General features: G+C 61.6%; 21 protein-coding genes, 1 tRNA gene and 1 pseudogene. 10 read left to right on the top strand and 13 right to left on the bottom strand.

What is annotated here, in order from left to right; all coding sequences use genetic code 11:
- Positions 1 to 2 precede the first annotated feature (2 nt).
- Positions 3 to 1,106 carry a COX15/CtaA family protein gene (locus tag N2597_RS06225; RefSeq protein WP_183596813.1) on the bottom strand — a complete coding sequence of 368 codons (1,104 nt, stop codon included), beginning with the start codon at positions 1,104 to 1,106 and terminating at the stop codon, positions 3 to 5.
- A 114-nt stretch (positions 1,107 to 1,220) separates the two neighbouring features.
- Here N2597_RS06225 and N2597_RS06220 point away from each other — a divergent pair, with 114 nt between their 5' ends.
- Together N2597_RS06220 and N2597_RS06215 are read left to right on the top strand one after the other, a co-directional pair.
- Positions 1,221 to 1,430 (top strand): DUF2842 domain-containing protein, encoded by a 210-nt coding sequence (locus tag N2597_RS06220; protein WP_039619048.1) that lies wholly within the window; start codon positions 1,221 to 1,223, stop codon positions 1,428 to 1,430.
- A 117-nt stretch (positions 1,431 to 1,547) separates the two neighbouring features.
- Positions 1,548 to 2,789, top strand: coding sequence for a GNAT family N-acetyltransferase (locus tag N2597_RS06215; protein WP_183596815.1), 1,242 nt, complete (start codon positions 1,548 to 1,550; stop codon positions 2,787 to 2,789).
- 55 nt (positions 2,790 to 2,844) lie between these two features.
- Here the strand turns inward: N2597_RS06215 and N2597_RS06210 are convergent, their stop codons facing one another.
- Positions 2,845 to 5,004, bottom strand: coding sequence for a GumC family protein (locus N2597_RS06210; protein WP_183596817.1), 2,160 nt, complete (start codon positions 5,002 to 5,004; stop codon positions 2,845 to 2,847).
- Positions 5,005 to 5,192: 188 nt separating this feature from the next.
- Between N2597_RS06210 and N2597_RS06205 the strand changes: the two genes are divergently transcribed.
- The 4 genes from N2597_RS06205 to N2597_RS06190 are packed head-to-tail and all read left to right on the top strand — an operon-like array spanning position 5,193 to position 9,837.
- On the top strand, positions 5,193 to 5,768 hold the full coding sequence (locus N2597_RS06205) for a polysaccharide biosynthesis/export family protein (RefSeq protein WP_010060356.1): 576 nt from the start codon (positions 5,193 to 5,195) through the stop codon (positions 5,766 to 5,768).
- A 3-nt stretch (positions 5,769 to 5,771) separates the two neighbouring features.
- Positions 5,772 to 6,941, top strand: coding sequence for a glycosyltransferase family 4 protein (locus N2597_RS06200; RefSeq protein ID WP_038688144.1), 1,170 nt, complete (start codon positions 5,772 to 5,774; stop codon positions 6,939 to 6,941).
- A gap of 56 nt (positions 6,942 to 6,997) precedes the next feature.
- The gene (locus tag N2597_RS06195) at positions 6,998 to 8,560 is read left to right on the top strand and encodes an undecaprenyl-phosphate glucose phosphotransferase (protein ID WP_086156190.1); all 1,563 of its coding nucleotides are present in this window, start codon (positions 6,998 to 7,000) and stop codon (positions 8,558 to 8,560) included.
- The gene (locus tag N2597_RS06190) at positions 8,557 to 9,837 is read left to right on the top strand and encodes an O-antigen ligase family protein (RefSeq protein ID WP_096762155.1); all 1,281 of its coding nucleotides are present in this window, start codon (positions 8,557 to 8,559) and stop codon (positions 9,835 to 9,837) included. Before N2597_RS06195 ends, N2597_RS06190 begins: the two co-directional genes overlap by 4 nt.
- Here the strand turns inward: N2597_RS06190 and N2597_RS06185 are convergent.
- The 3 genes from N2597_RS06185 to N2597_RS06175 all read right to left on the bottom strand — a co-directional run bounded on the left by N2597_RS06185 (position 9,803) and on the right by N2597_RS06175 (position 12,986).
- Positions 9,803 to 10,633: a carbohydrate ABC transporter permease gene (locus N2597_RS06185; protein WP_009996698.1), complete on the bottom strand. Its 831-nt coding sequence runs from the start codon at positions 10,631 to 10,633 to the stop codon at positions 9,803 to 9,805. The two genes, N2597_RS06190 and N2597_RS06185, sit on opposite strands and share 35 nt — an antisense overlap.
- A complete protein-coding gene (locus N2597_RS06180) occupies positions 10,633 to 11,526 on the bottom strand; it encodes a carbohydrate ABC transporter permease (protein WP_183596819.1) in 894 nt (297 codons plus the stop codon). Before N2597_RS06180 ends, N2597_RS06185 begins: the two co-directional genes overlap by 1 nt.
- Before the next feature lie 125 nt (positions 11,527 to 11,651).
- A complete protein-coding gene (locus N2597_RS06175; RefSeq protein ID WP_183596822.1) occupies positions 11,652 to 12,986 on the bottom strand; it encodes an extracellular solute-binding protein in 1,335 nt (444 codons plus the stop codon).
- Between the two features lie 178 nt (positions 12,987 to 13,164).
- On the opposite strand from N2597_RS06175, the gene N2597_RS06170 reads away from it, so the two are divergent.
- Entirely contained in the window at positions 13,165 to 13,782 is a 618-nt protein-coding gene (locus N2597_RS06170) for a GNAT family N-acetyltransferase (RefSeq protein WP_183597048.1), read from the top strand.
- A gap of 304 nt (positions 13,783 to 14,086) precedes the next feature.
- The gene (locus N2597_RS06165) at positions 14,087 to 14,380 is read left to right on the top strand and encodes a helix-turn-helix domain-containing protein (RefSeq protein WP_183596824.1); all 294 of its coding nucleotides are present in this window, start codon (positions 14,087 to 14,089) and stop codon (positions 14,378 to 14,380) included.
- A gap of 45 nt (positions 14,381 to 14,425) precedes the next feature.
- On the opposite strand, the gene N2597_RS06160 is transcribed toward N2597_RS06165, so the two are convergent.
- Positions 14,426 to 14,638 carry a hypothetical protein gene (locus N2597_RS06160; protein WP_009996470.1) on the bottom strand — a complete coding sequence of 71 codons (213 nt, stop codon included), beginning with the start codon at positions 14,636 to 14,638 and terminating at the stop codon, positions 14,426 to 14,428.
- A 185-nt stretch (positions 14,639 to 14,823) separates the two neighbouring features.
- Between N2597_RS06160 and N2597_RS06155 the strand changes: the two are divergent.
- Positions 14,824 to 14,947, top strand: a pseudogene (locus N2597_RS06155) (DUF982 domain-containing protein); the annotation flags it as partial.
- Positions 14,948 to 15,017: 70 nt separating this feature from the next.
- On the opposite strand, the gene N2597_RS06150 reads toward N2597_RS06155, so the two are convergent.
- Entirely contained in the window at positions 15,018 to 15,236 is a 219-nt protein-coding gene (locus N2597_RS06150; protein WP_009996469.1) for a hypothetical protein, read from the bottom strand.
- Between the two features lie 548 nt (positions 15,237 to 15,784).
- Here N2597_RS06150 and N2597_RS06145 point away from each other — a divergent pair.
- Positions 15,785 to 16,417, top strand: coding sequence for a class I SAM-dependent methyltransferase (locus tag N2597_RS06145; RefSeq protein WP_038688130.1), 633 nt, complete (start codon positions 15,785 to 15,787; stop codon positions 16,415 to 16,417).
- A gap of 80 nt (positions 16,418 to 16,497) precedes the next feature.
- Here N2597_RS06145 and N2597_RS06140 read toward each other — a convergent pair.
- The 6 genes from N2597_RS06140 to bcsA form a co-directional block, all read right to left on the bottom strand.
- Positions 16,498 to 16,574: transfer RNA gene (locus N2597_RS06140), tRNA-Pro, on the bottom strand.
- A gap of 100 nt (positions 16,575 to 16,674) precedes the next feature.
- Complete coding sequence (locus N2597_RS06135; RefSeq protein ID WP_183596826.1) at positions 16,675 to 17,343, bottom strand: HAD family hydrolase; 669 nt, start codon at positions 17,341 to 17,343, stop codon at positions 16,675 to 16,677.
- 66 nt (positions 17,344 to 17,409) lie between these two features.
- On the bottom strand, positions 17,410 to 19,743 hold the full coding sequence (locus N2597_RS06130) for a tetratricopeptide repeat protein (protein WP_183596828.1): 2,334 nt from the start codon (positions 19,741 to 19,743) through the stop codon (positions 17,410 to 17,412).
- Positions 19,740 to 20,783 carry a family 8 glycosyl hydrolase gene (locus tag N2597_RS06125; protein WP_183596831.1) on the bottom strand — a complete coding sequence of 348 codons (1,044 nt, stop codon included), beginning with the start codon at positions 20,781 to 20,783 and terminating at the stop codon, positions 19,740 to 19,742. The genes N2597_RS06130 and N2597_RS06125 overlap by 4 nt, the downstream gene beginning before the upstream one ends.
- Positions 20,780 to 23,203, bottom strand: a complete 2,424-nt coding sequence (locus N2597_RS06120) for a cellulose biosynthesis cyclic di-GMP-binding regulatory protein BcsB (RefSeq protein ID WP_183596834.1) — start codon at positions 23,201 to 23,203, stop codon at positions 20,780 to 20,782. Before N2597_RS06120 ends, N2597_RS06125 begins: the two co-directional genes overlap by 4 nt.
- The gene (bcsA, locus tag N2597_RS06115; protein WP_077993291.1) at positions 23,200 to 25,392 is read right to left on the bottom strand and encodes a UDP-forming cellulose synthase catalytic subunit; all 2,193 of its coding nucleotides are present in this window, start codon (positions 25,390 to 25,392) and stop codon (positions 23,200 to 23,202) included. Before bcsA ends, N2597_RS06120 begins: the two co-directional genes overlap by 4 nt.
- Positions 25,393 to 25,525 lie beyond the last annotated feature (133 nt).

Below are 25,525 nucleotides of genomic sequence, written 5' to 3'. Positions count from 1 at the left end.
CTTCAATCGCGCACCGCAATTGCCGTGGCGCGCGGATATTCGCCGTAGAAGCCGCGCCAGTTGGCGACGGCGAAACCGAAGACCACCAGAGCGCCGGCCTGATGCAGCAGGCCCCAGTGGAGCGGCACCTGCATCAGCAGCGTGGCGACGCCGATTGCCGCCTGCAGCGTCACCAGCGAGAAAAGCACGACGGCGCGGCGGGCATGGGTGGTCCAGGGGGCAGCGCGCAGGGCAATGACCATGTTGATCAAGGTCAGCGCGAAGAGCGCATAGGCGCCGCCGCGGTGGATGAACTGCACGGTCTTCGGGTTCTCAAAGGCGTTGATCCAGAAGGGCTGCTGGATCAGCAGATCCGAGGGTATGACGGCGCCATCCATCAGCGGCCAGGTATTGTAGGAAAGGCCGGCGTCGAGCCCGGCTACCAGCGCGCCGAGATAGATCTGGAACAGCGAGAAAATGGCGATTGCGGCAGCAAATGCGCGCGAGCTTCGTGCCGGCGCCGGATCGCTGGAATGCGGCGAGAGACCGCGCATGATCCACATGCAACCGGCAAAGATCAGGCAGGCCATGACGAGATGTGTCGCAAGCCGGTACTGGCTGACATCGGTGCGGACGGAGAGACCCGAGGACACCATCCACCAGCCGATAAAACCCTGCAGGCCGCCGAGCGCCAGAATGCCCACGAGCGGCCAGCGCAGGCGCCTTTCGATGCGTCCCGTCAGCCAGAAAAAGATAAGCGGCAGCGCGAAGATCACGCCGATGCCGCGGGCGATCAGCCTGTGGGCCCATTCCCACCAGAAAATGCCCTTGAACTCGTCGACCGTCATGGAGCTGTTCAATTGCTGAAATTCTGGAATGCGCTGGTAGAGGCGGAACTCCTCCTCCCATTCGGCAGCCGACAGCGGCGGAATGACGCCATGGATCGGCTTCCATTCGGTGATCGACAGGCCGGAATTGGTCAGCCGCGTGGCGCCGCCGACGAGCACGAGACAGAAGAGTGCTAAAAGCACGAAGCCGAGCCACAGCCGCAAGGCGCGGCGATTGCGGTTCTGCTTGTGCACTTCGCTCAGGATCACCTGTTCCGTGGTGAGGTTCGCGACGGCCATGATGTCTCCTTCTATCCGGCAGTTGATTTGCCCCACCGGCTCATGCAAAACAAGCCCCGAACCTTTGCGGCATGCCGTCGCGCCGGTTCGCGCCACCCCAAACAAGAGATCAAAATGCCCGTCCGCCTCCGCAAATTCATCGGCACGATCCTCATCATCGTGCTCGTGCTCGTCTATGCGCTGGTGGCGAATACGATCGCAGTGGCGACGCTCGGCAACGCGCCCTGGTGGGGGCACCTGCTCTACTTCCTGCTCACCGGCCTGCTTTGGGTCTTGCCGGCGATGGTGGTCATCAAATGGATGGCCGGACCGCGGCAGCACTAAGCATTAACGGCCGAATAACCGTGATCGGCGGAAAACCTCGCTGATAGCCGACGATTAAACCAAATATACGCCCTGCATTACTACCTTCCCGCTCAGCATTTTGACCGGAGAATTCCAGTGCAGACGCAAAAGTTCGACGTCCGTGAACAGCCGTCAGACGACGCAGCGCTGGCCGACACGGCGATTTCACGCCTCCGCCAGGTGAGCATGAAACTTGCCATGGCCAATATCGACATCGCGGTTTTCGACGCGATGCAGCCGTTGGAGGATGATTGGCGGGCTCTGGAGGCCGACAATCTCCAGTCGCTCCATCAGAGCTACGATTGGTGCGCCGCCTGGGTAAGCGCCTTTCAACGCCCGCTGGCCATCCTCAAAGGCACCTGTGCCGGCGAGACGGCCTTCATTCTGCCGGTCGAGATCGTCAAGTCGCGCGGTCTTGCCGTCGCGAAATTCATCGCTGCCGATCACAGCAATATCAATACCGGTCTATTCTCGAGGAATTTCGCCGAAAGCGGCGGCAGCATCGACGCCGAAAAATTCGCTCGTCAGCTTCAGCAAGCGTTGAAGGGGCGGGCCGATCTGCTGTTGCTGCAAAACATTCCGTTGGAATGGCGCGGACGGCAGACGCCGCTTACAGGGCTGCCGATGGTGCAAAACCAGAACCACGCCTATCAACTGCCGCTGCTTACCGTTTTCGAGGACACGCTGAAACAGATTAACGCCAAGAGCCGGCGTAAGAAATTCCGCGTTCAATCGAGGCGTCTCGAGGCCGCCGGCGGCGTCGAATACGTCATCCCCGAAACATCGGAAGAGCAGCATCGCCTGCTCGATATCTTCTTCCGCCTGAAGAGCGCCCGCTTCGCCAGCCTTGGCCTGCCCGACGTCTTTGCCGATCGGGAAACAAAAGTCTTCCTGCACGGCCTGATCGACAAGCAGGATGATACAAGGCAGTCCTTCGGCCTGCAGATGCATGTCCTGCGGCTGAACGGCGGGAATGAGGACCGGATCGCTGCGATCTCAGGCATCTCGCGCAAGGGCGATCACGTCATCTGCCAATTCGGGGCGATCGACGAAGACCTCGTGCCGGATACGAGCCCCGGCGAATTCCTCTATTGGCAGACCATCTCGGGATTGCACGGCAAAGGCGTCGGGCTGTTCGATTTCGGCCTCGGCGACCAGACCTACAAACGATCCTGGGCGCCGGTCGAGACCGCGCATTACGACGTGGTGCTGCCGGTTTCGCCGATCGGCGTCGCCGCCGGCGCCGCGCACAGGATCGTTACGCGCGGCAAGGCGCATATCAAGGCGCGCCCGAAGCTCTATAAATTCGCCCAGGCGATCCGGGCAAGGATCGGCTGAACGGTCTTTGTCCTTGGCATGTGGTTGCCGCAAATCGCGACGCCCTCGCAATGCCTCAGGCTGCCTGGCCGAGCCTCTGCTCTGCCGCTTCGCCTTCCGACATCAGCACGACGCGCTCGTAGCCGGCAGCCTGGAATTCGGTCATCAGGGTTACGAAAACGGTCTCCTCGAGCTGCGGCAGGGAGAGGATGATCTCGACATCCCGGCTGCGCGTCAGGCGCGAGACGCCGGCAACATCGGCAGCGCCGCATTCGACGACCACGAGATCGTAGGCAGAGGCCAGCGCATCGAGCAGCAGCGCCAGCCGATCGACACCGCGCATGGCGCGGCGTACGTCGCTCCGGCCCTGCGGGATCAGATGGGCATCTGAAAGCCGATCGCTGTGGATCGTGTCGCCGAAGGCGGCCTCGCCGCAGAGCAGGTCGGTGACACCAGGAGCGCCCTGGTCTTCGGCCATCAGTTCCGTGGGATGGCCGGAACCGGTCATATCGATCAGGACGACGCGACGGCCGGCATCGGCGAGAATGCGGGTCAGCAAAACCGTCGCCGCCGAACCATCGTCACCGGTCGGAGATATCGCGATTGCCAGCGGCGCCCGGCTGCCGGTGAGATAATCGGCAACCGAGGCGACGGAGAATTCATTGTCGTCCTCCGGTACCTGCGCAGCAGCCTCGTCGATCGCATCCTCTTCCTCGGCGACCACGGCGAGCATGCTCGCCCGGGCGGGATTCCGGACGGCGACGACGGGAGCTGCCTGCGGCGCAATCTTCTCTTCGGCGCCCGTTTCCGCCTCGATTGTCTCAGCCGACGCATCGATCGGGCGAAGCGCCCGGCCGCTGAAGAGTTCGGCCAGCATGGTGACGATGGCGCTGAGGATCAGTGTGGCGACGGCTGCGACGACGACGATCGGCACGACCTTGGGGAAATAGGGATCGACGGGCTCGATGGCCTTGGAAACGATGCGGGCGTCGGCCGGGCTCGAATTGCTGTCAGCGCGGGAGGCGGCCTCGCGGTAGCGCACCAGATAGGTTTCGAGCAACTGACGCTGAGCGGTCGCCTCGCGCTCCAGCGCATTGAGGCCGACTTCGTCCTCGCCGGCGCGGGCGCTGTTGGCTTGCACCGTGTCCTTCTGCCGCTCGAGCTCGCTTGCCCTGAGATCGGCGACCTTCGCCTCGTTTTCGATGCTCGCGAGGATCTTCTGTGTCTCCTGGCGGATCTGTCCGCGGATGTCAGCAAGCTGGGCACGCAGACTTTTCAGCCGCGGATGGCTATTGAGAAGGCTGGTCTGCAGGTCTGAGACTTGCGACTGCAGGCCCGACTCCGTTCCCTTCAGCCGCTGAATCGCCTGCGAGGACATGATGTCAGGCAGCGTGTCGGAAGCTTCGCCCGAAGACAGCGCATTGCGCACCGCCTGCGCCCTCGCCTCGGCATTGGCTTTGTCGCCGCGCACGCGGGTGAGCTCGGCGGAGATGTCGTTCAGCTGCTGGGCGGGAAACGTGGTCGTGCCGTTCGTCTGCAAGAGCCCGTGGCTGGTGCGATATTCGGCGACCTTCTTCTCGGCCTCGCTGACCTTGCGGCGCAGGCTTTCGATCTCCGGCTCCAGCCAGCGCGTCGCCTCGGAGTTGGAATCGAGCTTGGCGCCGCTCTGGGTGGAAAGATAAACATTCGCCATGGCGTTCGGAATGGCGGCAGCGAGCTTCGGGTCCTTGGAGGTGAAACTGATGCCGATGACGCGTGAGCCCGGCACCTGATAGACCTGCAGCCGCTCGACGAAAGCGTCGATCACCCGCTCTTCCGGCGGGTTCTCCATCGGGTTCTTCCTCAGATGCAGCTTCACGAGGATGCTGCTCATCGCCGAGCCGTTGGCGGCATCGTCGAATTCCGGCAGATTGTAGAGCTTCAGGTCGTTGATCACCTTCTTCAGGAGATCGGCAGATTGCAACAGCTGCACCTGGCTGGCGATATTCAGCTCGTCCATCAGCGGGCCGGCGCCTGCGTCGTTTACCTGCTGAGTGCTGGCGAAGGCCGGCGCGCGGGGCTCGATGAGGATGCGGGTTTCGCTGCGATATTGCGGCGACATGATCTTGGCGCCGGCGAAAGCGACGCCCGCCCCCACGAGCGTGATCGTCAAGATCCTGAGCCGGCGCGCCCAGACGGCGCGAACCAGCTGACTGAGATCGATGTCCACATCCTGATCACGCGATACGCCGGACATGCTCTTACTCCACAACAAAGGTGCCGCAAGCGTAAACGACCGTGGTAACTCAACGGTTAATGGTGATTTGCCAAGAAATATGCCCGATCGGCAAAGAACTCAGGAATTTGTCATGCCCTTTTTACCGGGCATTAACCCTAACAGATCGATAACGGCTTCACCGAGTTCATTTCTGTGAGCACTTGCGGATGTCTGTCGCCCCGCCCAAGATCCTTTTGGCCCTGAGCCTTGCAGCCATGACGGCGGCATTGGGCGGCTGCACGACCTACAAGCCGGCGCCGAAAGCCTTCAATGAGGCGACTATCCAGCCCTATACGCTTGATAGCGGCGACCGGTTGCGCATCACCGTCTTCGACCAGCAGAGCCTGACCAATACCTATACGGTCGATCAGGCCGGCTATATCGCCTTCCCCCTCATCGGCCAGGTCCCTGCCCGCGGCCGAACCCTGCAGCAACTCTCAGGGCAGATCGCCCAGAAGCTGCAGCAGGGCTATCTTCGCGATCCCGACGTAACCATCGACGTCGACCGCTACCGTTCGATCTTCATCATGGGCGAAGTCGGCCAGCCCGGCCAGTATGCCTATGTTCCCGGCATGACCGTGCAGAATGCCATCGCCGTTGCCGGCGGCTTCACCAGCCGCGCCAACCAGAGCATGGTCGATGTCACCCGCAAGATCAACGGACAGGTGCTGACCGGCCGCATCAACATATCCGGGCCGATCATCGCCGGTGACACGATCTACGTCCGCGAACGGCTCTTCTGAGTTATGGGAAAACAGAAGCCGCTCCGCATCCTCCATTGCTTCAGATCGCCGGTCGGCGGAATTTTCCGCCATGTCCGCGACCTGGTCGAGGAGCACGCGAAGGAGGGCCATGACATCGGAATCCTCTGCGACAGCTCGACCGGCGGCGAGCATGAGGACAACCTGTTCGACGATATTCGTCCCTATCTCTCGCTCGGCCTGACACGCGTGCCGATCCGACGCTCGGTCAGCCCGTCCGATATTGCGACGATGTGGGATACGTACAAGAAAATCAAAAGCTTGCGGCCGGATGTGCTGCACGGGCACGGCGCCAAGGGCGGCGTGCTCGCGCGACTTGCCGGCTCAGCCCTGCGGGTGAACAGGTATCGCGTAGCCCGCCTCTATACCGCGCATGGCGGAAGCCTGCACTATTCGCGCTCCTCGCTCAGCGGACAATTCGTCCTCAGGATGGAGCGCCTGCAGGAATATTTCACCGATGCGCTGGTCTTCATCTGCGAATATGAGCGCGACACCTATATGCGCAAGGTGGGCAGACCACGGACGAAGACGAGACTGATCTATAACGGCATCGGCGAGCGTGATTTCGAACCGATCCCCACCCGCTCGGACGCCGTCCATTTCATCTATGTCGGAATGCTCCGGGACCTCAAGGGTCCCGATCTGTTTGTCGATGCTTTTGCCAAGACCGAGCGGCTGCTCGGCAGGCCGCTGTCGGCGCTGATGATCGGTGACGGGCCTGACCGGGACCGTTACCGCGAGATGATGGTCGAACGCGGCCTCGGCAAGCGCATCGGCATGCTGCCGGCAATGCGCGTCCACGAAGCTTTTTCGATGGCGCAGAACCTTGTCGTTCCCTCGCGCGCCGAAGCCATGCCCTATATCGTCCTCGAGGGCCTTGGCGCCGGCAAGACGGTCATCGCCAGCCGCGTCGGCGGCATTCCCGAGGTGCTCGGCGCCGACAGCGCGGCACTGGTGGAACCCGGCAATGCCGACGACCTCGCCCGCGTGATGGCGGAAACGCTGACCATGCCCGGCTGGCATGGCAGGACGATGCCGAAGCCGGAGGCGGTAAAGGCGGTATTTTCCTCCGCCGTCATGGCGCGTGATGTGCTGAAATTGTACCATGAGCTGGTCGATCCCGCCGCGGGCCAAGCAATGTCTGCCGCCTCGTAAATATTTCTTAGGGGCTTTCTGGTATTTCGCTTGCTGACAACGAGCGACAAAACCCCATGAACAAGCTGGAAAAAAGCGATCCGTTCGACGTGGAAGCACTGCGCAAGCAGGTCTCCGACATCGAAGCGCGACGCAATGCAAGTCGGGAGCAGGCCTCCGAGCCGACCGAAATCAATGCCTATGCCCGGCAGATCGCCGAACAGTTCCGCGACGGAACCCGTTCGCCTGTCATCATCATCGGGCAATTACGGCTGCTCGAATTCCTGGCCCTCTTTTCGATCGCCCTGATCGTCTACTTCTTCGCACCCGGCGACGGCAGCGATCCCCTGTTGGTGCGGGCGGGCATGGCGGCGATCGCTTCGGCTCTGACCGTGGCCTGCCTGCAGCTTGCCGACACCTACACCATTCCGGCACTTCGGGCGAAGCTGCGGCTGATGCCGCGCATCCTCGCCGCATGGACGATCGCCCTCGTCCTCACCATCGGCTTGTTCGCGCTCGTCCGCGGCACCACATCGGCAATGATCGTGGCCTATCTCCCCTGGTTTGCCGCCGGTGCACTCTTCCTTGCCGGCGAGCGTTTCCTCGTCGCCTACGGCATTCGCAACTGGGCGCGCAACGGCATCATGGAGCGGCGCGCCGTCATTGTCGGCGGCGGCGAGCCAGCCAAGGAGCTGATCCGCATCCTGGAACAGCAGGCTGACAACGACATTCGCATCTGCGGTATCTTCGACGACCGCGGCGAGAAGCGCTCGCCGATCATGGTCGCCGGTTATCCGAAGCTCGGCACCGTGGCGGAGCTCGTCGAATTTGTGCGGCTGACGCGCATCGACATGCTGATCATCGCCCTGCCGCTGTCGGCAGAGGCGCGCATCTTCGACCTTCTGAAGAAGCTCTGGATTCTGCCGGTCGATATCCGTCTTGCAGCGCATGCCAACCGGCTGCGCTTCCGGCCGCGCGCCTATTCGCATGTCGGCTCGGTGCCGATGCTCGACATTTTCAAGAAGCCGATCCGCGACTGGGATTCGGTTGCCAAGCGCGGCTTCGACATCTTCTTCACCGTGGTCGCCCTTGCCCTGCTGTGGCCGCTGATGCTGGTCACTGCTGCCGCCATCAAGGCGACCTCCGAAGGCCCGGTTTTCTTCATGCAGAAGCGTCATGGCTTCAACAATGAAATCATCAACGTCTTCAAATTCCGCTCAATGTACACCAACATGGCCGACCCCACCGGCAAGGCCGCGGTGACCAAGGGCGATCCGCGCGTCACCCGCGTCGGCCGCTTCATCCGCAAGACCTCGATCGACGAGCTGCCGCAGCTTTTCAACGTGCTGAGAGGCGAGCTTTCGCTGGTCGGCCCGCGCCCGCACGCCGTGCTCGCCCAGGCTCGCGACCGCGCCTTCGGCGATGTCGTCGAGGGCTATTTCGCCCGCCACCGCGTCAAGCCAGGGGTCACCGGCTGGGCGCAGATCAACGGCTGGCGCGGCGAGGTCGACAATGACGAGAAGATCAAGTTCCGCACGGCCTACGACCTGTATTACATCGAGAACTGGTCGCTCTGGTTCGATCTGAAGATCCTGTTCCTGACGCCGATCCGGCTGCTCAACACGGAAAACGCCTATTGAGCACGGTCGAGGCGACATATCCGCGTGTCGCCCAGCCGCAGCGGATGACGCTGCGCCTGATCGGCTCGGCCTTCGTCGCCTTCGGCGTCTTCCTCTCCGGTTTCGTCATCGACGAGCCGGCCCCCTATGAACTCTGGATGGCCGGGCTGATCGGTCTCTGGTTCATCCTGGGATTGAAGATTTCACGCGGTGTGGCGCCCCTGCTTGCCCTGCTGCTCACCTTCAACATCGGCGGCATGCTGTCACTGACGCAGATGAAGGATCTGGCAACGGCGCCGATGTATATCGCCGTGTCGACCTTCCTGGCGCTGACCGCGGTCTTCTACGCGGCAATCATCGAGGACAGCCACAAGCGGCTGCCACTGATCTTCAATGCCTGGATCTTCGCCGCCGTCGCCACCTCGGCGCTCGGCATACTCGGCTATTTCCATGCCTTTCCAGGCGCTCAGATCTTCACCCTCTATGACCGCGCCAAGGGCGCCTTCCAGGATCCGAACGTCTTCGGCCCCTTCCTGGTGCCGCCATCGCTCTATCTCGTCCACGGTATTCTAGTGGGCGACCTGAAGAAATCGCCGCTGAAGGCTGCCGCCCTGCTCGTGCTGGCGCTCGGCATTTTCCTGTCCTTTTCCCGTGCCGCCTGGGGGCTGTTTGCGCTCGGCGTAGGACTGCTGATCTTCATCATGCTGCTGAAGGAGCGCAGCGGCGCCTTTCGCCTGCGAGTGCTGGTGCTGTCGCTGGCGGCGATCATCATGCTGATCGCGTCGCTACTGGTGGCGCTTCAAGTCCCGAAGGTCGCCGAACTGTTTTCCGCCCGCGCCCAGCTGGTGCAGCAATATGACGGCGAACATCTCGGCCGTTTCGAGCGTCACCGTATCGGCTTCACCATGATGATGGAGCGCCCGCTCGGCATCGGCCCGCTGGTGTTCGGCACGATGTTTCCCGAGGACGAGCACAATATCTGGCTGAAATCGCTCACCTCCTATGGCTGGCTCGGCTTCGTCAGCTATGTCGGCATGCTTATCTGGACGCTGGCGCTCGGCTTCCGATACCTGCTGCTCGACCGGCCGTGGCAACCCTTTTTGATGGTCGCCTGGATCTCTGTCCTCGGCCATGCGGCGATCGGCAACGTGATCGACATCGACCACTGGCGCCATGTCTATCTGCTGCTTGGCACGGTCTGGGGCTGCGCAGCGCTGGAAGCCCGCCACCGGCGCAGTCGGAGGCCGAGAGAAGCGGCGCAACCTATTTCGTCGCACCCGCCGTCAGACCGGCAATAAACCGCCGCTGGAAAACGAGGTAGGTCAGGATCAGCGGGAAAATGACGATCACAGCGCCGGCGGTCAGAACCGGCGTGTTGACGGTATAACGCCCCTGGAAAAACAGCATGCCGAGCGGCAGCGTCCGATAGGCGTCGTCATTGACCAGAATGAACGGAATCAGAAACTCGTTCCATGTCCATATGAACAGGAACAGCGCCAGTGTCGACATCGCCGGTATCATCAGCGGGACGACGATCTTGCGCAGGATATAGAAGCGTCCGGCGCCATCGAGGACCGCCGCTTCGAGAACCTCCTCCGGCAATTGCTGCATCGCGCTGGCGAGGAAGATCGTCGAGAACGGTATCGACATGGCGATCTGCGGGATGATGAGAGCCGCATAGGTATTGATCAGCCCGAGATAGCGCATTTCATAATAAAGCGGGATGATGAAGGCCTCCGCCGGCACCATCATGCCGAGCGTCAGGATCGCGAACAGCGTGCGTCGCAGCGGAAATGACAGGTAGGCGAAGGCAAAGCCGGTCAGCAGGCCTAGAAAGACGCTTGCAGCAACGACGGGTATGACGACGACAATCGAATTCCAAAAGTAAATGTTGAAATGCCCGGCATTCCAGGCATCGACGTAATTTTCGAAATGCGGATAGGCCGGAAGGGCGAATGCGCCTTTCAGGACGTCGGCCTTGCTCTTTATCGAAGTCAGCAACAGAAGCAGGAACGGGGTGATCGTTACGAAAGCCAGGAGCCAGAGGACAATGCGAAGGAACAGCGCGGCGGGAATGTTGGACGAACGGCTCATCAAGCCAATCCTTTGCTTCTGGAGCCCAACAGCCGATGAATTGCGAAATTGATTGCGAATGTCAGCAAGGCGCCGACAATTGCGATGGCGGCTGCGGCGCCGAAGCGATTGAGTTCGAAGCCGAGCTGATACATGTAGATATTCGGCACGAGCGTAGCGTTGGCGGGTCCACCGCGGGTCATCGTGAAGATCAGATCGAAGCTTTTGATCGAGGCAATAACCGTCAGAAGCAAAACCACCCTGATCTCAGGCATGAGAAGCGGCAGTGTTATCCAGAAAAAGGTCTTTCGCCCCGAAGCGCCGTCGACCTTGGCGGCGTCGAAAAGAGACGGGTCGATGCGCTGGATTCCGGTGAGGAAGATGACCATGCAAAAACCGAAGAAATACCAGGTGGCAACGATCCCGACCGCCGGAAGCACGAAATTGAAATCTCCGAGCCAGGGCAAAGCGAACCTGCCCAATCCCACCGCTCTCAGAAACTGATTGAACGGGCCGAATGCCGGATTGTAGAGCCACGCCCAGATGATGCCCAACACGGCAGTCGGCATGATGTAAGGCAGGAACAGGAAGGTTCTGAGGGCGAGTTGCTCGCGCTGCTTCAAGTTCCACACGCAGGCGGCAAGCGTTATGCCGAGCACGAGCGGCAGGACGCAGTAGAAGATCATGAGCTCGGCATTGTTGCGCAAGGCGATGTAAAAACGGCTGTCGGAAAAGAGATCGGCGTAATTGCCAAGGCCAACCCATCTGGGCATGGTCAGGCCGTCCCAGCTGGTCAGGCTCAAAGCCAAAGCCGCGACAATCGGCCCAAACACAAACGCTGCGTAGAGCAGCAATCCAGGCAATAAATAGATGAAATTGGTCTGTCGCGTTCCATCGAGTGCGGAGCGTTTCATCCAGTACTCCCTGCCAAAGCTCTGGTCATCGCGCAACAAGCCGTGAGCTCGTAGCACGTATTTTAACGTGATGAACGGGACGCCGGTCGGACCGCCCGGGCCGTCGTGACCGGCGTCCGCACTGCTTATTTCTTATCCTTCAAATAGGCCTGATAGTCCTTGTCCATGGCATCGACAAAGGCTTCGGGCGTGATCTTGCCGGACAAGAGAAGCGGCGTGTTGTCGTCGATTGTCTTCAGCATCGTCGGGCTCGACCAATCGGGGTAGTGGCCGAGCGCATCGTTGGCATTGAGTGTCTTCCAGATCTCGATGCCGGAGGTCAGGAGCGGCGTGAGCTTCGGCTTTGCATCCGCCGGGAGCGATGTCGCGGGGAGATAGCCGGCATTGGCCCAGCTTTCGGCGGCCTTTTCGGACACCATATAGTCGATGTACTCGCCGGCCAGGTCCTGCTTTGCCTTGTCTTTGGCAAGGCTGGTTATCGCCCAGGCAAGATCCACGCCGCCGACGCTCATCGGCTTGGAAATGCCCTTCGGGGCGGGAATGGCCATGAAGCCGATATCCGGATTGTTCTGCATGTCGCCGAAGTACCAGGTCCCGGAGATCAGGAATGCGCCCTGCCCTGATATGAACAACTGGACGGCGTCATCACCCGAGATGCCCTCGAAGCCGGGATAAAAGTAGCCGCCCTGTGCCCATTGCTGCACGAGTTTGGCCGATTCGATATTACCCTTGGTGTTCCAGGAACCGCCTTTGCCGTAGATCAGGTCGTCAAGCTCGGCCCGATTGGCCGCGTCGATATGGGCTTGATCGATGGCGCCGATCATGTGCAGGGCGAGATGCTGTTTTGCCGAGCCCATCATGAAGGGCGCGACGCCTTTTTCCTTGAGCTTGTCGAGAGCGGCCAGCAGTTCTTCGAAGGTCTGCGGCAGCGCCACGCCCGCGTCGTCGAGGATTTTCTTATTGTAATAAAGGCCGACGATCTCGGCGAGACCCGATATGCCGTAGGTCTTGCCGACGCCGAATTTCGCCCCCTCCCAGCGGTCTCTGGCAAGCACCGAATCCGACTGCCGCTTATCCCAGCCATATTTCTTGATGTACTCGTCGACCGGCAGCAGCAAGCCTTCCTTGACCATCGCGCCCATGTCGCCGGCGCCCTGGTTGACCTTGGTGACAACAGGGCCGTCGCCGGCCGAAACTGCAAGCTTCAGCGTCAGCTTCATGTCATCGAAGGTGCGGGCGGTGCGTTTGATCGTGACACCGGGATGCGCGGCCTCGAAGTCCCTGTTCAGTTGCTCTATGACCGCGCTCTGACCTTCAAAGGTCTGGTCGTCCCACACGGCCAGATCGTCGGCGCGGGCGGCGGAAAGACCAAAACTCACGAGCGCCGCGCCGGCAAGCGCGACAGCTGCTTTCAATCGGTATGCCGGCAGTATGCTGATCGATTTCACGGTTCTGTTCATCTGCTCCACCTCATTTGGTTTATTCTCCACTCCCCGTTCCGGCTTCGCGCCTGGCGACCGGCCGAACGTTTTCTTCCCCCAGAGCTTTGCCTGGTTGGCGAATCTGAGGTAATCGTCAGTGCATCAGCTCCTCTCGCGACCTCAAATGACAAAGCGCCACGCAGGAGGTGGCAAAGCGATGGACAGCAACTGCTTCATCCGTCCCGCGATCGAAGCGGATACTGAAGCCTTTTTCGAAATCTGCCTGAGGACCGCGAATGGCGGTCACGATGCCAGCGCCCTTTACAGCGACCCGCATCTGCCCGGCTACATCTGGTCGGTACCCTATCTCAAATTCGCCAGAGAGTTTGCCTTTGTTCTTGTGCAAGGCGATCGTCCGGTCGGCTATGTCGTCGGGGTGCCTGATACCAGCGAGTTCGACAAAGAGCTGGAGGCGAACTGGTGGCCGTTGGTCCGCCGGCAGACCGCGGGACTGACGCCCACTTGCGCGCGCGATGCCGACTTGATCGAACGCATTCAAAATCCGCGCAGCGGAACGGTTTGGCTTCAAGACCAGTACCCCGCCCATCTTCACATCAACATTCTTCCCGGACTTCAGGCAGGCGGCTGGGGGCGCAGAATGATCAGCACCGAGCTTGAAGCGCTTCGCAATCAAGGGGTCGCAGCTGTGCATCTCGGTGTCGATCCCAACAACGCACGCGCCAGAGGTTTCTACCGTCACCTTGGTTTTTCGGAATTCGAACGGGATGGCGCCGTCGCCTATGCCATGCGGATCGATAAGGGATCTGGCCAATAATGACGGCGCCGTAAAGCTCATGACATTGGCTCCGCATTTGCCGGTTCCGCCCATATTCTAAGACGCGCGCCGCCGGCATGGCGCTCCTGCCTGTAAGCGGGGAGCTGCGCCAGAAGGCGGGAGGAAATACTCTACCGCACCGATCCAGCCGTTGTCGAGGCAGGCTTCCCGTCGGCGCCGAGTCACAGCGCGCGCCGCCCAACCTATGGGAGAAGGCGTTCTTCGGCATAATCCCGTCTCAATATGGTCAGTCCGGTCGGCCACGCCACTTGAGAAGTGCGGTCAATGCGCTAGATTTTCCGTCATGATAACAGCGACACAGATACGCGGCGCGCGCGCCATGATCGGGATGAGTCTCGAAGAGCTCGCCGCCTCAAGCGGCCTGCCGGTCGAGACGGTGGCTGCGTTGGAAAAAGGCGATTTTGCCGGCGAGCCGCATGCGCTGTTCGACGTGCGCAGCACGCTCGAGGCGCACGGCATCATCTTCCTTTCGAGCGGCAATCAGGATGAAGGCGGCCCCGGCATTCGGTTGCGGGCACGTACGTCAAGCGATGACGGCATCCGGCCGGAAAATCTCAACGCCGCCAATGACGATTGACGGAATGACCGTCGCCCTGTCCTAAATTAAACCAGAACCCGAGTGTCACAGATAGGTCTTGGCAAGGTCGGCCAGTTTGCCGCCGTCTCTCACGCCCTGCCTGTAAAGTTGAATGATGACCGCACCGATCCGCTCGGCCTCCGGCGCCGTTCTGACAAGTCCGCGTTCGACGCAGACCTTGTCCAGCACTTGCGAAAGCAGATCGAGATCTTCCGAAAAGAGCGGTAAATCATGCGGATGAATTGATGACCGTAACATCACGCCGCACTTCCCTCCGAGGGCAAACGCCTTCACGCTTGCATCGCCGGACGCCCTCCGCAACCGGCAATAATTCGATTATGCGCGAGGGTCAGAACTTTAGCAACTGCGCAAATTCATGTGGAACAAAATATTGTCCGGAGCGTTACCGCCACCTTTGCAGAAGGAATGAGCGAGTACAAACGTTGAGTGAAAGACGCTTCCCCTCCCCTGTCCGAACCCATTCTCCAACCGACAACCTCATCGCTTTCCACTGCCTGGGACGCCGTCGAATATCTGAAGCGATGGCCCGGCAAGCGCGGACTCGACGGCAGCAAAGACGGCAGGATTGCTGTGTGAGATCAACGAAAACGGAGCAACCGATCCGGAGTGTTTGCGATCAGCTGCGGCGGTGGCCAGCGGCCACGATCTGCGGGTGCATGGAGCCTTCCATGATCACCTTGGCGGTCATCTCGATCACCCGCTCCTCGGCCAGTTCAGCAAGCGCGAGGGCAACGTCGCCCTCCGGCCAGCCGGCCCTGACCGCCTCGTCCGACAGAGCCTGGAACGCGCTGGCAAGAGCCTGCCTGCAAGTTAGATTCTGGTTCATATCCGGCATGGGCTCGCACCAGGCTATCTGTGACAAGGATCATGTTAATCTACACGTATTTACGAAACATGCGAAGCGAATTGAGATTTTCCAAGCAAAAAACTAAACAGCTTGTCGCAACGCCGTGTATAGCCTTAACAAAAAAACAACTATCTACCCACCCGGCCAATGTACTCCTAAAACAACCAGATGAATTATTTGTAATCTCTCCATTTAAGGAGGCATTTGCTCGCGCCATTTTCTTTAATAGCCAAAGCCGAAGCTGACGGATCAACCATTTATTCCGCCGCAATCCGACGGATCCGGATTTCGGTCGTTTTCAGCACCTTCTCGGCACCCTGTCAATCGGCTTCGGGGAGTCTCTGGTGCTCGCATCACCATCCCTCGCATTGTAATGAAGAGGGCGTTAAGAACGCCGGCCGATCTGTATCGGAGCGTCAATCGACTGCCGGCGCAACGCCTTGGGCGTTAATCACCTTAATACCACAACGGCACCACACTCCCGTCAAACTCCGCCGTACCATTATGTCCGCGGGCCCACTCTTTCAGGAGGTGAAATGTCTATCGAACTGGACGCGACTACCTATGTCCACGCCAAGCCGGCGACCGCTCATTCCTATATCTTGCCGACTGTCGTCGATGTTCTTGAAAACAGTTTCCACGAGGCAAACGAAACAGCGGTCTTCGACCTCGGTTGCGGCACCGGCGGGGCAGCCTCAGTGCTTGCGCAGAAAGGCTACGACGTCGTCGGCGTCGATCCGTCGGAGGACGGCATCGCGAAAGCGAAAGCGGTCCATCCCGATCTTCCCCTGGAAATCGGCTCCGGATACGAAGATCTTTCCAGCCGCTACGGGACCTTCGATGCGGTGATCAGCCTGGAGGTGGTGGAGCATGTATACGACCCCAAGGCTTTCACGGCGACGATGTACGATTTGGTAAAACCAGGCGGCATCGCCGTTGTCTCGACGCCTTTCCACGGTTACTGGAAAAATCTGGCGCTTGCCGTGAGCGGAAAGATGGATGACCATTTCATGCCGCTGAAGGACCACGGTCATATCAAATTCTGGTCGCCGGAAACGCTCAGCACGCTGCTGCATGAAACCGGTTTCGAAGACGTCGACTTCGAATATGTCGGGAGAATTCCGCTCCTGGCGAAATCGATGATCGCAATCGCGCAGAAACCGCACTGACGGCCGATGTTCTCTTATTCGAAACACCCGCGGCGCTAACCGCCAAAGCGGAAGTTTTTGACTGGATTTCAAGGGGATAATGGTCGGGGCGACTGGACTCGAACCAGCGACCCCTTGACCCCCAGTCAAGTGCGCTACCGGGCTGCGCTACGCCCCGACCTGCCGAAACGGCTTGCTTCGTTTAGATTTTCGGCGCGTGCAATGCAAGCGGAAAAAACCTGCCTCCCACAAAAAGGAAGCAGTTCGGCTGGCAACAATCAGATCGCGGCGATCTTCAATCGGCCTTCGGCGGTCTGGCGGGGCTGCCACGCCTGATAGTTGGCGATCGAGAAATGCGGGGTTTCGAAGGGCGTGGCGTGAGTTTCGGTGATGACAGTGACATCGGCGCCAGCCGCCTCACCGGCTAGGATGCCGGCAACGGCGTCTTCGAAAATCAGACACCTCGCCGGATCGACGCCGAGCCGGCTTGCGCCGAGCAGATAGCCTTCCGGGCTGGGCTTGCCCGATTTGACCTCGCCACCGCTGACGATGACCTTCGGCATCGGGATGCCAGCGGCGGCCATGCGGCGCCTGGCGAGCTCGATCGGCGCCGAAGTGACGATCGCCCATTTGCCGTCGGGGATGGCGTTCAGAAAGCGGACGGCATCGGGGATCTCGACGATACCGGAGACATCCTCCATCTCCTCGGCAAGCAGCAGATCCGCCTCGTGGGCCGGATCGACACCCGGCAGACCCAGCCCGCGGATCACGTCGGAGGCGCGGATACCGTGGATCGTCTTCAGGAAGACCTCCGGCTCGAGGCCATGGCGTCTTGCCCATTCGCTCCAGACACGCTCGACGACGGCAATGGAATTCAGCAGCGTTCCATCCATATCGAAGAGGAAGGCGTCATAGGACCTGTCGAGGACGTCGTTGATAGCGGGCACGGGGTGTTCCTTGCGAGCGCGAGGCAGTAGGCAGGCGAGTAACGGAGAGTTGCGGCGAGGTCAACGTCAGTCGTTGACGTCGGGATGGGTGATCTTACGCAGATCGGCGAGGCCGCGCGTGGCATCTCGGTTGCCGGTCGCGGCGGCAGCCTGGAAGATGCGGCCCGCGTCATCGTACATTTTCAGATTGAGATAGGAGTAGCCGCGCAGAACCATGAGATCGATGCGCTCCTGCTGCAGCTGGGCGCGCTGATCGAGATAGATGAGGGTTTCGCGATAACGGCCGGCGCCGAAGGCCTGCAGCGCCCGATCGGCGAGGATCGCCACCTGCAGTTCGGCAGCGCGCTGGCGGCTTTGCGGCGCCTTGGTTGCCGCCACGGCGGCATTGCTGGAAAGACCGGCGCGCAGATAGGCAAGGCTCTGGCCATTGGCTGCGTCTTCGCGGATCCTGCGGACCGGGCTCTGCAAAGCCGTCTCGAAGGCCGGGATCGCCTCCATCGGCCGATTGATCTCCATCAGGCACCAGCCGCGCGACAGCGCCTCGGACGGCCCAAGTTGTCCGGGGTCGATGGTCGTCGAGCAGCCCCGCGCCCGGCGCGGACCGCGCTCGACCGCCACCGTCTGCATCGCCGGTCTTGCGGCGCGAACGGAGACTTGCGGCTCCGGCTGCGTTGAAGCGGCCGGGGTCTGTGGCGGCTCTGCCGGCTGGACCGGCTGCTGCGGGGCAAGCGGCGGCTTTGCCGGCTGCGTGGCGGCATTCGTTGTCGGCAGGGAGGTATCTACGAGATTGGCAATACGCGCCGACCGGCCGGCCCAGGCGCGCTGGATGTCGAGCACGCCCTTGCGGTCGTTCAACTGCTCTCTGGTGACAGCAAGGCCGTAGGCGGAGGGTTCGTCGTCCGGCTTCCAGGCAAGCGCGGTTTCGAACCAGCGCGCGGCGGTCTGGAATTGGTTGAGAGAGCGTGCATACCAGCCGAACTGCTGCGCCGTCGGCACATATTTGCGGGCGATGACCTCGGCGGCGATACGATGCAAGACATCTTCGGCGAGATCGGCCGGCGGCTGCAGCGCCATCAGATTGGCGGTGGCTGCGAGATAGGTCGATGTCGCATCGTCGGAATCGGCGCGCCAGCGGAACATCACGTCCTCGGCCTCCTGAGGCGCCCTGCGTGCAATCAGCGCCAGCGCCAGGCCTTGCGAAGCTGCTGCCGTTTCCTCCTTGGATCGGGCGGCGCGGAACCACTTCTCGGCATCGGCAGGATTGTTGCGGCGAAGCTGGTACCAGCCGAGCAGCAGCGCATCGGAGGCAAGACCTTCGCTTTCGGCCAGTTTTTCGAGGCGGGCGATGTAACTGGGCGCGATGGCAAGCTTCGGATCCTCATTGCTCTCGGCCAAGAAGCGTCGGGCGAGGTTGTCGCGGATCGCATCAAATTCCCTGCCGCCGTCGGCAGCGGGCTTCTCCAGCGCAAGCAGCGTCTGCATGGGCTGATAGCCAAGCAGCGTCGAGGCCTTTTCGACCGTCGCCCGGCGCTCGGCCGGATCACCGCAATTCTTCAATATATAGGCATAGGCATCCTGGCCGCGCTGCGATCGCTCCGTGCGAACGAAGGCTTCGGCGACGCGCCAGAGAACGTCGACCTCGCTGCAGGTCAGCAGGCTTGGCGTCGCGGCGGCAATATCGACCACCGTCGCATATTGCTTGAGATCCGACGCGTTGATCAGACGGGCGCGGGCCTCGGCGACACCAAGCCGATCGAGCAGATCGGCCGGCGGCTGCCAGCCGGCATCGGCGGCCTGCCGGTCGGCGATCGTCTTGCGCAGCTCGGCATAACGGCCATCGGAATAGAGTTTCCACATGGCTTCGAGCTGTTTGTCGCCGTTCTGCGGCACAGCGAGCGGATCGGCCGGCGGCACCCAGTTCGGATAAAGCGCCTGCAGGCGGGAGATTTCAGCCTGCAGTCGCACTTTGTCGCCGCGGCTGGCAAAATAGCGAAGCGCGCTTTCATCGACGTCAGGCTGCGGCGGCGCTGCTGCCTGTTCCGGCGCCGGCGGCTCGGTGACGATCGCGGGAGGGACCGGCGCAGGTTCGCCGGCTGTCTGAGGCGCCTCAGATTGCGCTGCTGCAGGCGGCTCTTTTGCGGTGTTCGGCTCAGGCGTGTCCGGTGCGGGAGGCCGCGGAGAGGTGATCGCCTCGATCTTGTCGGCGACGGCCTCGGCATTGAAGTCGGCGCTGCCGGCAGGAGCATCGGTCGGCTTGATGCGGCCCATCATCAGCAACTCCGGCGCCGGCTTGGCGGCAGGAATGCCAAACTTTTCCTGCAGAGCGGCACGGTCCTTCAGCCCGGTGACGAGGCTTGCCACCACCACTGCCGCTGAAACCGCCACGAGAGAAGACTTCACAGACACTCCGGATGCTTCTCCCCAATATAGGCCAGCCCCAGCAGTTGAAGGGTAGACGGATAATAGAGTGCGGGGGCAAACTGCAGCGCCGAGCCCGGCAGCTTGGTCCCATCGACCACACAGGCCACAACATCGTTAACAATTCTATAACCGGGATCCGACAGCACGGTCTTCGGCCGGCCGGTGGTCAGATCGATGGTGGCGGGAACGCCGTCCTGCGACATCCCCTTTTGCAGGCGCATCAGCAGCTCCTTGTCGGTGATGCCGCCCCGCGCGAGATAGAGCGGGATGCGGATGGCGTTATATGAGAATTCGGCGTCGAACCCCTCTGCCGGCCGCGGCTTATCGCGCAGGCTCACCCATTCGGCAGGGAGCTTGCGCGGGCCGAATTGCATCGTCTTCAACAGCTCCACGCCGTCGTCCGACAGTTTTTTCCAGGCATCCGACGGAGCGAGTGCGGCCATCACCGGGATCGCCTCATAAATCCAGTAAGACGGGTTGACGACGGGACCGTCTTCTCGGTCGCTGCCGGTAAAGCCTGCGGTTCCCGGCATCAGCAAGGTGCGGCCCCCCGAGCGGCCGACGGTTTCGGCAAGCAGCGCCTGCGCCATACGGGAGGCGGCGAGGATATAGTCTTCTCGTTTCCACGCGGTGCCGGCCACCGCCAGCGCATAGGCAATCAAAATGTCGCCGTCGGTGGCATTGTTGGTGTCGGTCACGTGCGGCTTGACGTTCGGATCCCATTTCCACACGGCCAGGCCATCGTCGCGCAACAGCAGTTCGGTGCGGGTAAAGTACCAGATCTGCTCGAAATCGGCGGGGCTTGCGGCGAGATAGGCGAGCAGCAGGCCATAGCCCTGCCCTTCGCTGTGGCTGATGTTGCCGTTGCCGTTGTCGATGATGCGGCCGGTCGGATCGAGAAACTTCGTCTTGTAGGCCGACCATGCGGCGGCATTGATCATCGCCTGCTGCGCGATGGCGGGCGGGCTCGGTGGAAGCGCGACCGTTGCGGCCAGCAGGAGGATGCACCACCGCCTCATTTCGACCGACCCAGCTTTTTGAGCATTTCCGACGTGGTGACGCCGATCAACAGCACGAAGACGACCAGCAGCGCGGCATAGGAGAGAATATTGGTCGACAACCAGTTGGCGGCGATCAGCCGGTAGTTGGCGATCGACCAGGGCGTCGACGGCACGAAATCGAAACGGGTAACCGGCACCGCCTCGATCTTGCCGGTCTTGCTGGAATAGGTGGTGATGTGGCCTGATATCTGCGTCCAGTTCAGCTGCGAAGTCATCACCTCGACCCCTTCACGCAAATCCTTCGCCGATGGCGCCGCCACCACCGTCCATGCGCCAGTGCCCGCGGGGCTGGAGCCCTGGGCAACCAGCAGCGTGGCCACATTTGGCGGCGAGAATATCTCTTCAGCCCCTGGGATGAATTGCAGCGAACTGCGGGAAATATCGAAATTGCGTGCCACCCATTCGCGGAAGGCGGCGATCTGTCCGCGCAACAGACCGCCGCTGACCTTGGAATTCCATTCCTCGATCGCAACACCGGTATCAACGACGCCGGGCTGCGCATCGACCACGGGACGCCACGAGGCCTGGCTCGCCGTGGAGACATTGGCCTGCGTCAAGGCGGTCGCCGGCATCTGTGAAATCGAGCCGATGAAAATGGCGTCGCGATCGCCGATCGTATTCGGCGAAGCCACGCTTTCGACGGCGATCGGATGGCCGGCCATGATCGCCATTTGGCCGAGCAGGGTAGCGGCGGCCGAGAGCGTATCGGCGTCGATGCGGTCGATGAAGAGCGGTGTCGGCTCGGTGGCCCGACCATAGGGATAGGCCGTGCCGGCCATGGCCGCCAGGTTGGGAAGCTGACCGACGCGGGCAAAATCCGGCATGTGTAATTCGGAGGTATCGAACAGGGCAAAGCGCGCATTGGCATCGGCGCTGCCGCCCGGCGCGCAGGCGGCATCGCCCTCGGTCGTCAGGATCGCCTCGATCGCCACGGTATTCAGACCCGGCTTGAAGTGGCGCATCGTCACCCGGATCGGCAGATGGCGGAGAATGCCGCCTGCCGTCGAGGTCAGCGGAACCGTGGAGGCGATGTTGTCATTGACGTAGATATCGATGTGGCTGCCCGGCAGAACCTTGTCGGTATAGGCGGCATCGAGCAGCACCTTCGCCTCGCCATAGGCATTGGCATAAAAATCCGCCGGCACGGCGACATTGAAGCTGGTCCGCAACCGGCGGCCGGAGAATTCGGTGGTTTTTACCCCGAGCTCCGACAAGGGAATGCTGGTATCGGAAAAGATCAGCGGCGCGTTCGGTGCGCTCCAGCGCTCGGTGGTCAGCACGTCGCGGCGGACATCGGCGGGCCTGTCCACCGGCGAGACGATGGTGTCGATCGCCGCGGAGACCGCCTGCCAGGACGGGCCGCTGATGAGCAGCACAGGCGAGCTGCTGCGCGGATCGGTCACGAAAGCGGCGAGCGGGGCACTTTCGGCGCCGGGCGGCAGGCCGGGAAAGAGCGGCCGCAGCTCCGCGGCGGTGCCGACGAACACGCCGAGCCTGCCTGGACCGGCGGCCGGAAGCGAAGCGGTGTTGAAGGCAAAGACCTGGTTCGGCATGCTGCTCAGCACCGCCAGGCCCTGCGCCAGCCGCAGCAGCGGCTTGGTGGTTCCCGGCTGCTCCAGCGCCGGGACGACGATGTCGAACTCCGTCCTGCCGGTGCCGTCGACACCGATGGCGCGGATTGCGTCGGCGCTTGAGAGCTCAGCGGCATTCCTGCCGGCGAAACTCAGATAGGTTCCGGCCGGATCGATGTTCGACCACAGTTCATAAGTCGATTCAATGCTGCAATCGGTGCGATGGCGCTGATCGGCTTGGAAGGTGACGAGGTTGGCGCCCGGCTGCAGCAGACCGGAGGGAACCTCGAACGTGACGGCCGATGGGCCGTCCGGCGAGCCGACGCGCTGCTGGCCGATCGGGCGATTGTTGAGATAGACGGTCAGCGCCGAGGCCTCGGGCGCGACGACGATCGAATTCTGATAGGCGAAGGTGAAACTTGCCTTGGCCGCCGCCTGCTCGGGGGTCAGATAGACCGACCATGAGCGGCGATCGTATTCGCCGCCGAGGCTGAATTTCGAGAAGGGCACAAGATAATGCCTGATAACGCGGGGCTCCGGCTGCGAAGCGGCATTTGCTGCCGCCCCAGGCCGGGGCGCCGGCTGCGCCAGGACAGTGATCGGCGCAGGAACTGCCGGCGCCGCCGGTGCGGGTGCTACCGAAATCGGAGGCGTGACAGGCACCGGTGCTGTCGCCGGCGGCGTCGGTCTCGGGGCGACGGATGCGCCGCGCGGCCGTTCGCCGGACATGTCGAAGGGTGCGGTCTGCGCCTCAGCGAAGACGGAAGCGTTCAGCAGGAGAAACGAGGCGGCGACGATGCTTTTCATCCGGCATTGACCTTTGCCGCCTGCTGCTGTGCCTCCCGTTCCGGCCGCATGCTGCGGAACAGGTAAACGAGGCCGCGGCTGGTCTGATAGAGCGCGGTGCCGACGAACCAGATGGTGCCGCGGATCAGGCCCGGATTGCGGCGGCGCGAGGCCTGGAACTCGGTCCACTGACCGGAATTGGCGAACATCAGGTCGGCGATCAGGCGGTGGTCGAGGGCGCTTTTCGGCACATACTGGCAACCGACATTGCTGATATCGCCCGAGGGCTCGATGTTGCGGACGATAAGCGGCAGGGTTTCCAGCTCGGCGCCGCTATAGGGCCGGAAGCGGATCTCGCCGGGTGCGCCGACCAGCATCTCATCCAGCTGCTTGTTGAAGATGTGAAGCCTCGCGCCATGGACGGAAACGTCCTCGATCGAGGCCGCGTACCATTTGCCATTGGCGCCGAATTCGCAGCGCCGGTTGACGCGGACGCGGCGGGACAGGGCGCGCTCGCCGCGTTCCGACACGACGCCCAGCGCGCAGCCGGCCATGATCAGGTTGACGAGATTCCATCCGCCGACGACGAGTGTGACGTCGGCCTTATAGGGTTCGGCATAAATCCTGTAGACGGTGATGACGAGCGCAATGATCTGCACCGCAAAGATGACGAAGAACGGACGGCTGATCTCCGACAGGCGGCTGACGGCAATCGATTCGTCCTTGGCGGTGACCTTGAAGGTCGGCTTCCTCGGATTGAGCATGACGGAGACGACAGCCGGCAGCAGATGCACCGTCTGTACATATTCGTAGAGTTCGGAAATCCAGGGCCAGCGGAACGAGCCGTAGAGGTAGTTCTGCATCATCAGATTCACGAGCATATAGGCAAGCGTATAGGCCAGGAACTCGCCGCCGGAGGCGGTGAAGATCTCCAGATCGAAGAACAGGTAGAAGAGCGGCGCAAACAGAAAGATCGTGCGCGGGAACGGGAAGAGCCAGAAAAGCGTGGAGGACATGTAGCAAAGGCGCTGCGGGATCGACAGTCCGCGTTTGAACAGCGGGAAGCGGAAGCGCAGGATCTGCATCATGCCCTGCGCCCAGCGGCTGCGTTGGCCGATGAAGCTTGCGAAGGTGGCCGGCTGCAGGCCGGCGATCAGGGGCTTGTCGACATAGATGCTGTTCCAGCCGCTGCCATGCAGCGCTAAGGCCGTCTCGCAATCCTCGGTGATGCTGATGCCGGAAAAGCCGTTCTGCGATTCGAGGGCTTTGCGGCTCAAAACCGCGGCCGAACCGCAGAAGAAGGCGGCGTTCCATTTATCCAGGCCACGCTGGATGATGCCGTAGAACATCTCGTTCTCGCTCGGCATCTTGTCGAAGGTGCGCAGGTTGCGCTCCAGCGGATCCGGATTGATGAAGAAGTGCGGGGTCTGGACGAGGAAGAGCCTCGGATCGTCTTCGAAGTAGCCGACGGTCTCGAGCAGGAAGTCGCGGGCCGGAGCGTGGTCCGCATCGAAGACGGCGATGAGTTCGCCGGTCGAATGTTTCATGCCATTGTTGAGATTGCCAGCCTTGGCATGCTCGTTACGGTCGCGCGTGAGATAGGTGACGTCAAGATCCTGGCAAAGCTGCTTCAGTTCGATGTGGCGGGCCGCCGCCGCCTGCGCCTCCAGCAACTTTCCGGAGTTGCGTTTCTGCAAGGTGCCGCCGTCGTCGAGCAGCCAGACATGCAGCTTATCGGCCGGATAGTCCATCGCCTTGGCAGCAGCCAGCGTGTTGCCGAGAAGGCCGGCATCCTCGTTGTAGGAGGGCACGAAGACGTCGACATGCGGCAAACGTCCCGGATTGGCGGCACGCGATGGGCGCGGCGGCAGTGGTGTGGCGACGATGAAAAGGCTGAGCGCCAGCATCGCCACGCTATACATTTCGGCAAGATAGAGCAGCAGGCCGGGAATGAAATTCTCAGGCTGGTTCAGCGGCGGCAGCGTGTTGGTGGTGCGCCAATAGACGTAGCGCAGCACGATCGACGTGCCGAAAGCGAGCGCCACCAGGCGCCACGTCCCCTCGCCCTTCAGTATCTTGATCAGCGCCATCACCGTGACCACCGAGATACTGGTGATGAGCTGAGTCTGCAGGTTAACCGGCAGGGTGATCAGCACGATCATGCAGAGCGAAACCAGGGCCCATATGAAGACGCTGCGGGCTTTGCGCATCGACGTTCCTTCGAAATTGCTCGCCGAGGGCATCCTCCGACACCCCGGGCAGGCTCGCTGGAACAGGATGATTTCAGGCCAGGTCGGCTAAATCTGAATCCTGTTCTAAGTTAAAGAGTTAGATCATGACTTC

The organism is Rhizobium sophoriradicis, from assembly GCF_025200795.1.
GTDB lineage: Bacteria > Pseudomonadota > Alphaproteobacteria > Rhizobiales > Rhizobiaceae > Rhizobium > Rhizobium sophoriradicis.
Note: the sequence above shows the minus strand (reverse complement) of the source record. Positions and strands in the feature narration are given on the sequence as shown.

Bases quoted from the DNA above. Each gene is read 5' to 3' on its own strand.
- N2597_RS06195 (WP_086156190.1), top strand. From the start codon at position 6,998: ATGAACAAGCTGGAAAAAAGCGATCCGTTCGACGTGGAAGCACTGCGC.
- N2597_RS06120 (WP_183596834.1), bottom strand. From the start codon at position 23,203: ATGAAAAGCATCGTCGCCGCCTCGTTTCTCCTGCTGAACGCTTCCGTC.
- N2597_RS06210 (WP_183596817.1), bottom strand. From the start codon at position 5,004: ATGTCCGGCGTATCGCGTGATCAGGATGTGGACATCGATCTCAGTCAG.
- N2597_RS06150 (WP_009996469.1), bottom strand. From the start codon at position 15,236: ATGCCGGATATGAACCAGAATCTAACTTGCAGGCAGGCTCTTGCCAGC.
- N2597_RS06180 (WP_183596819.1), bottom strand. From the start codon at position 11,526: ATGAAACGCTCCGCACTCGATGGAACGCGACAGACCAATTTCATCTAT.
- N2597_RS06160 (WP_009996470.1), bottom strand. From the start codon at position 14,638: ATGTTACGGTCATCAATTCATCCGCATGATTTACCGCTCTTTTCGGAA.
- N2597_RS06205 (WP_010060356.1), top strand. From the start codon at position 5,193: ATGTCTGTCGCCCCGCCCAAGATCCTTTTGGCCCTGAGCCTTGCAGCC.
- N2597_RS06170 (WP_183597048.1), top strand. From the start codon at position 13,165: ATGGACAGCAACTGCTTCATCCGTCCCGCGATCGAAGCGGATACTGAA.
- N2597_RS06225 (WP_183596813.1), bottom strand. From the start codon at position 1,106: ATGGCCGTCGCGAACCTCACCACGGAACAGGTGATCCTGAGCGAAGTG.
- N2597_RS06125 (WP_183596831.1), bottom strand. From the start codon at position 20,783: ATGAGGCGGTGGTGCATCCTCCTGCTGGCCGCAACGGTCGCGCTTCCA.
- N2597_RS06200 (WP_038688144.1), top strand. From the start codon at position 5,772: ATGGGAAAACAGAAGCCGCTCCGCATCCTCCATTGCTTCAGATCGCCG.
- N2597_RS06145 (WP_038688130.1), top strand. From the start codon at position 15,785: ATGTCTATCGAACTGGACGCGACTACCTATGTCCACGCCAAGCCGGCG.
- N2597_RS06220 (WP_039619048.1), top strand. From the start codon at position 1,221: ATGCCCGTCCGCCTCCGCAAATTCATCGGCACGATCCTCATCATCGTG.
- N2597_RS06165 (WP_183596824.1), top strand. From the start codon at position 14,087: ATGATAACAGCGACACAGATACGCGGCGCGCGCGCCATGATCGGGATG.
- bcsA (WP_077993291.1), bottom strand. From the start codon at position 25,392: ATGCGCAAAGCCCGCAGCGTCTTCATATGGGCCCTGGTTTCGCTCTGC.
- N2597_RS06185 (WP_009996698.1), bottom strand. From the start codon at position 10,633: ATGAGCCGTTCGTCCAACATTCCCGCCGCGCTGTTCCTTCGCATTGTC.
- N2597_RS06175 (WP_183596822.1), bottom strand. From the start codon at position 12,986: ATGAACAGAACCGTGAAATCGATCAGCATACTGCCGGCATACCGATTG.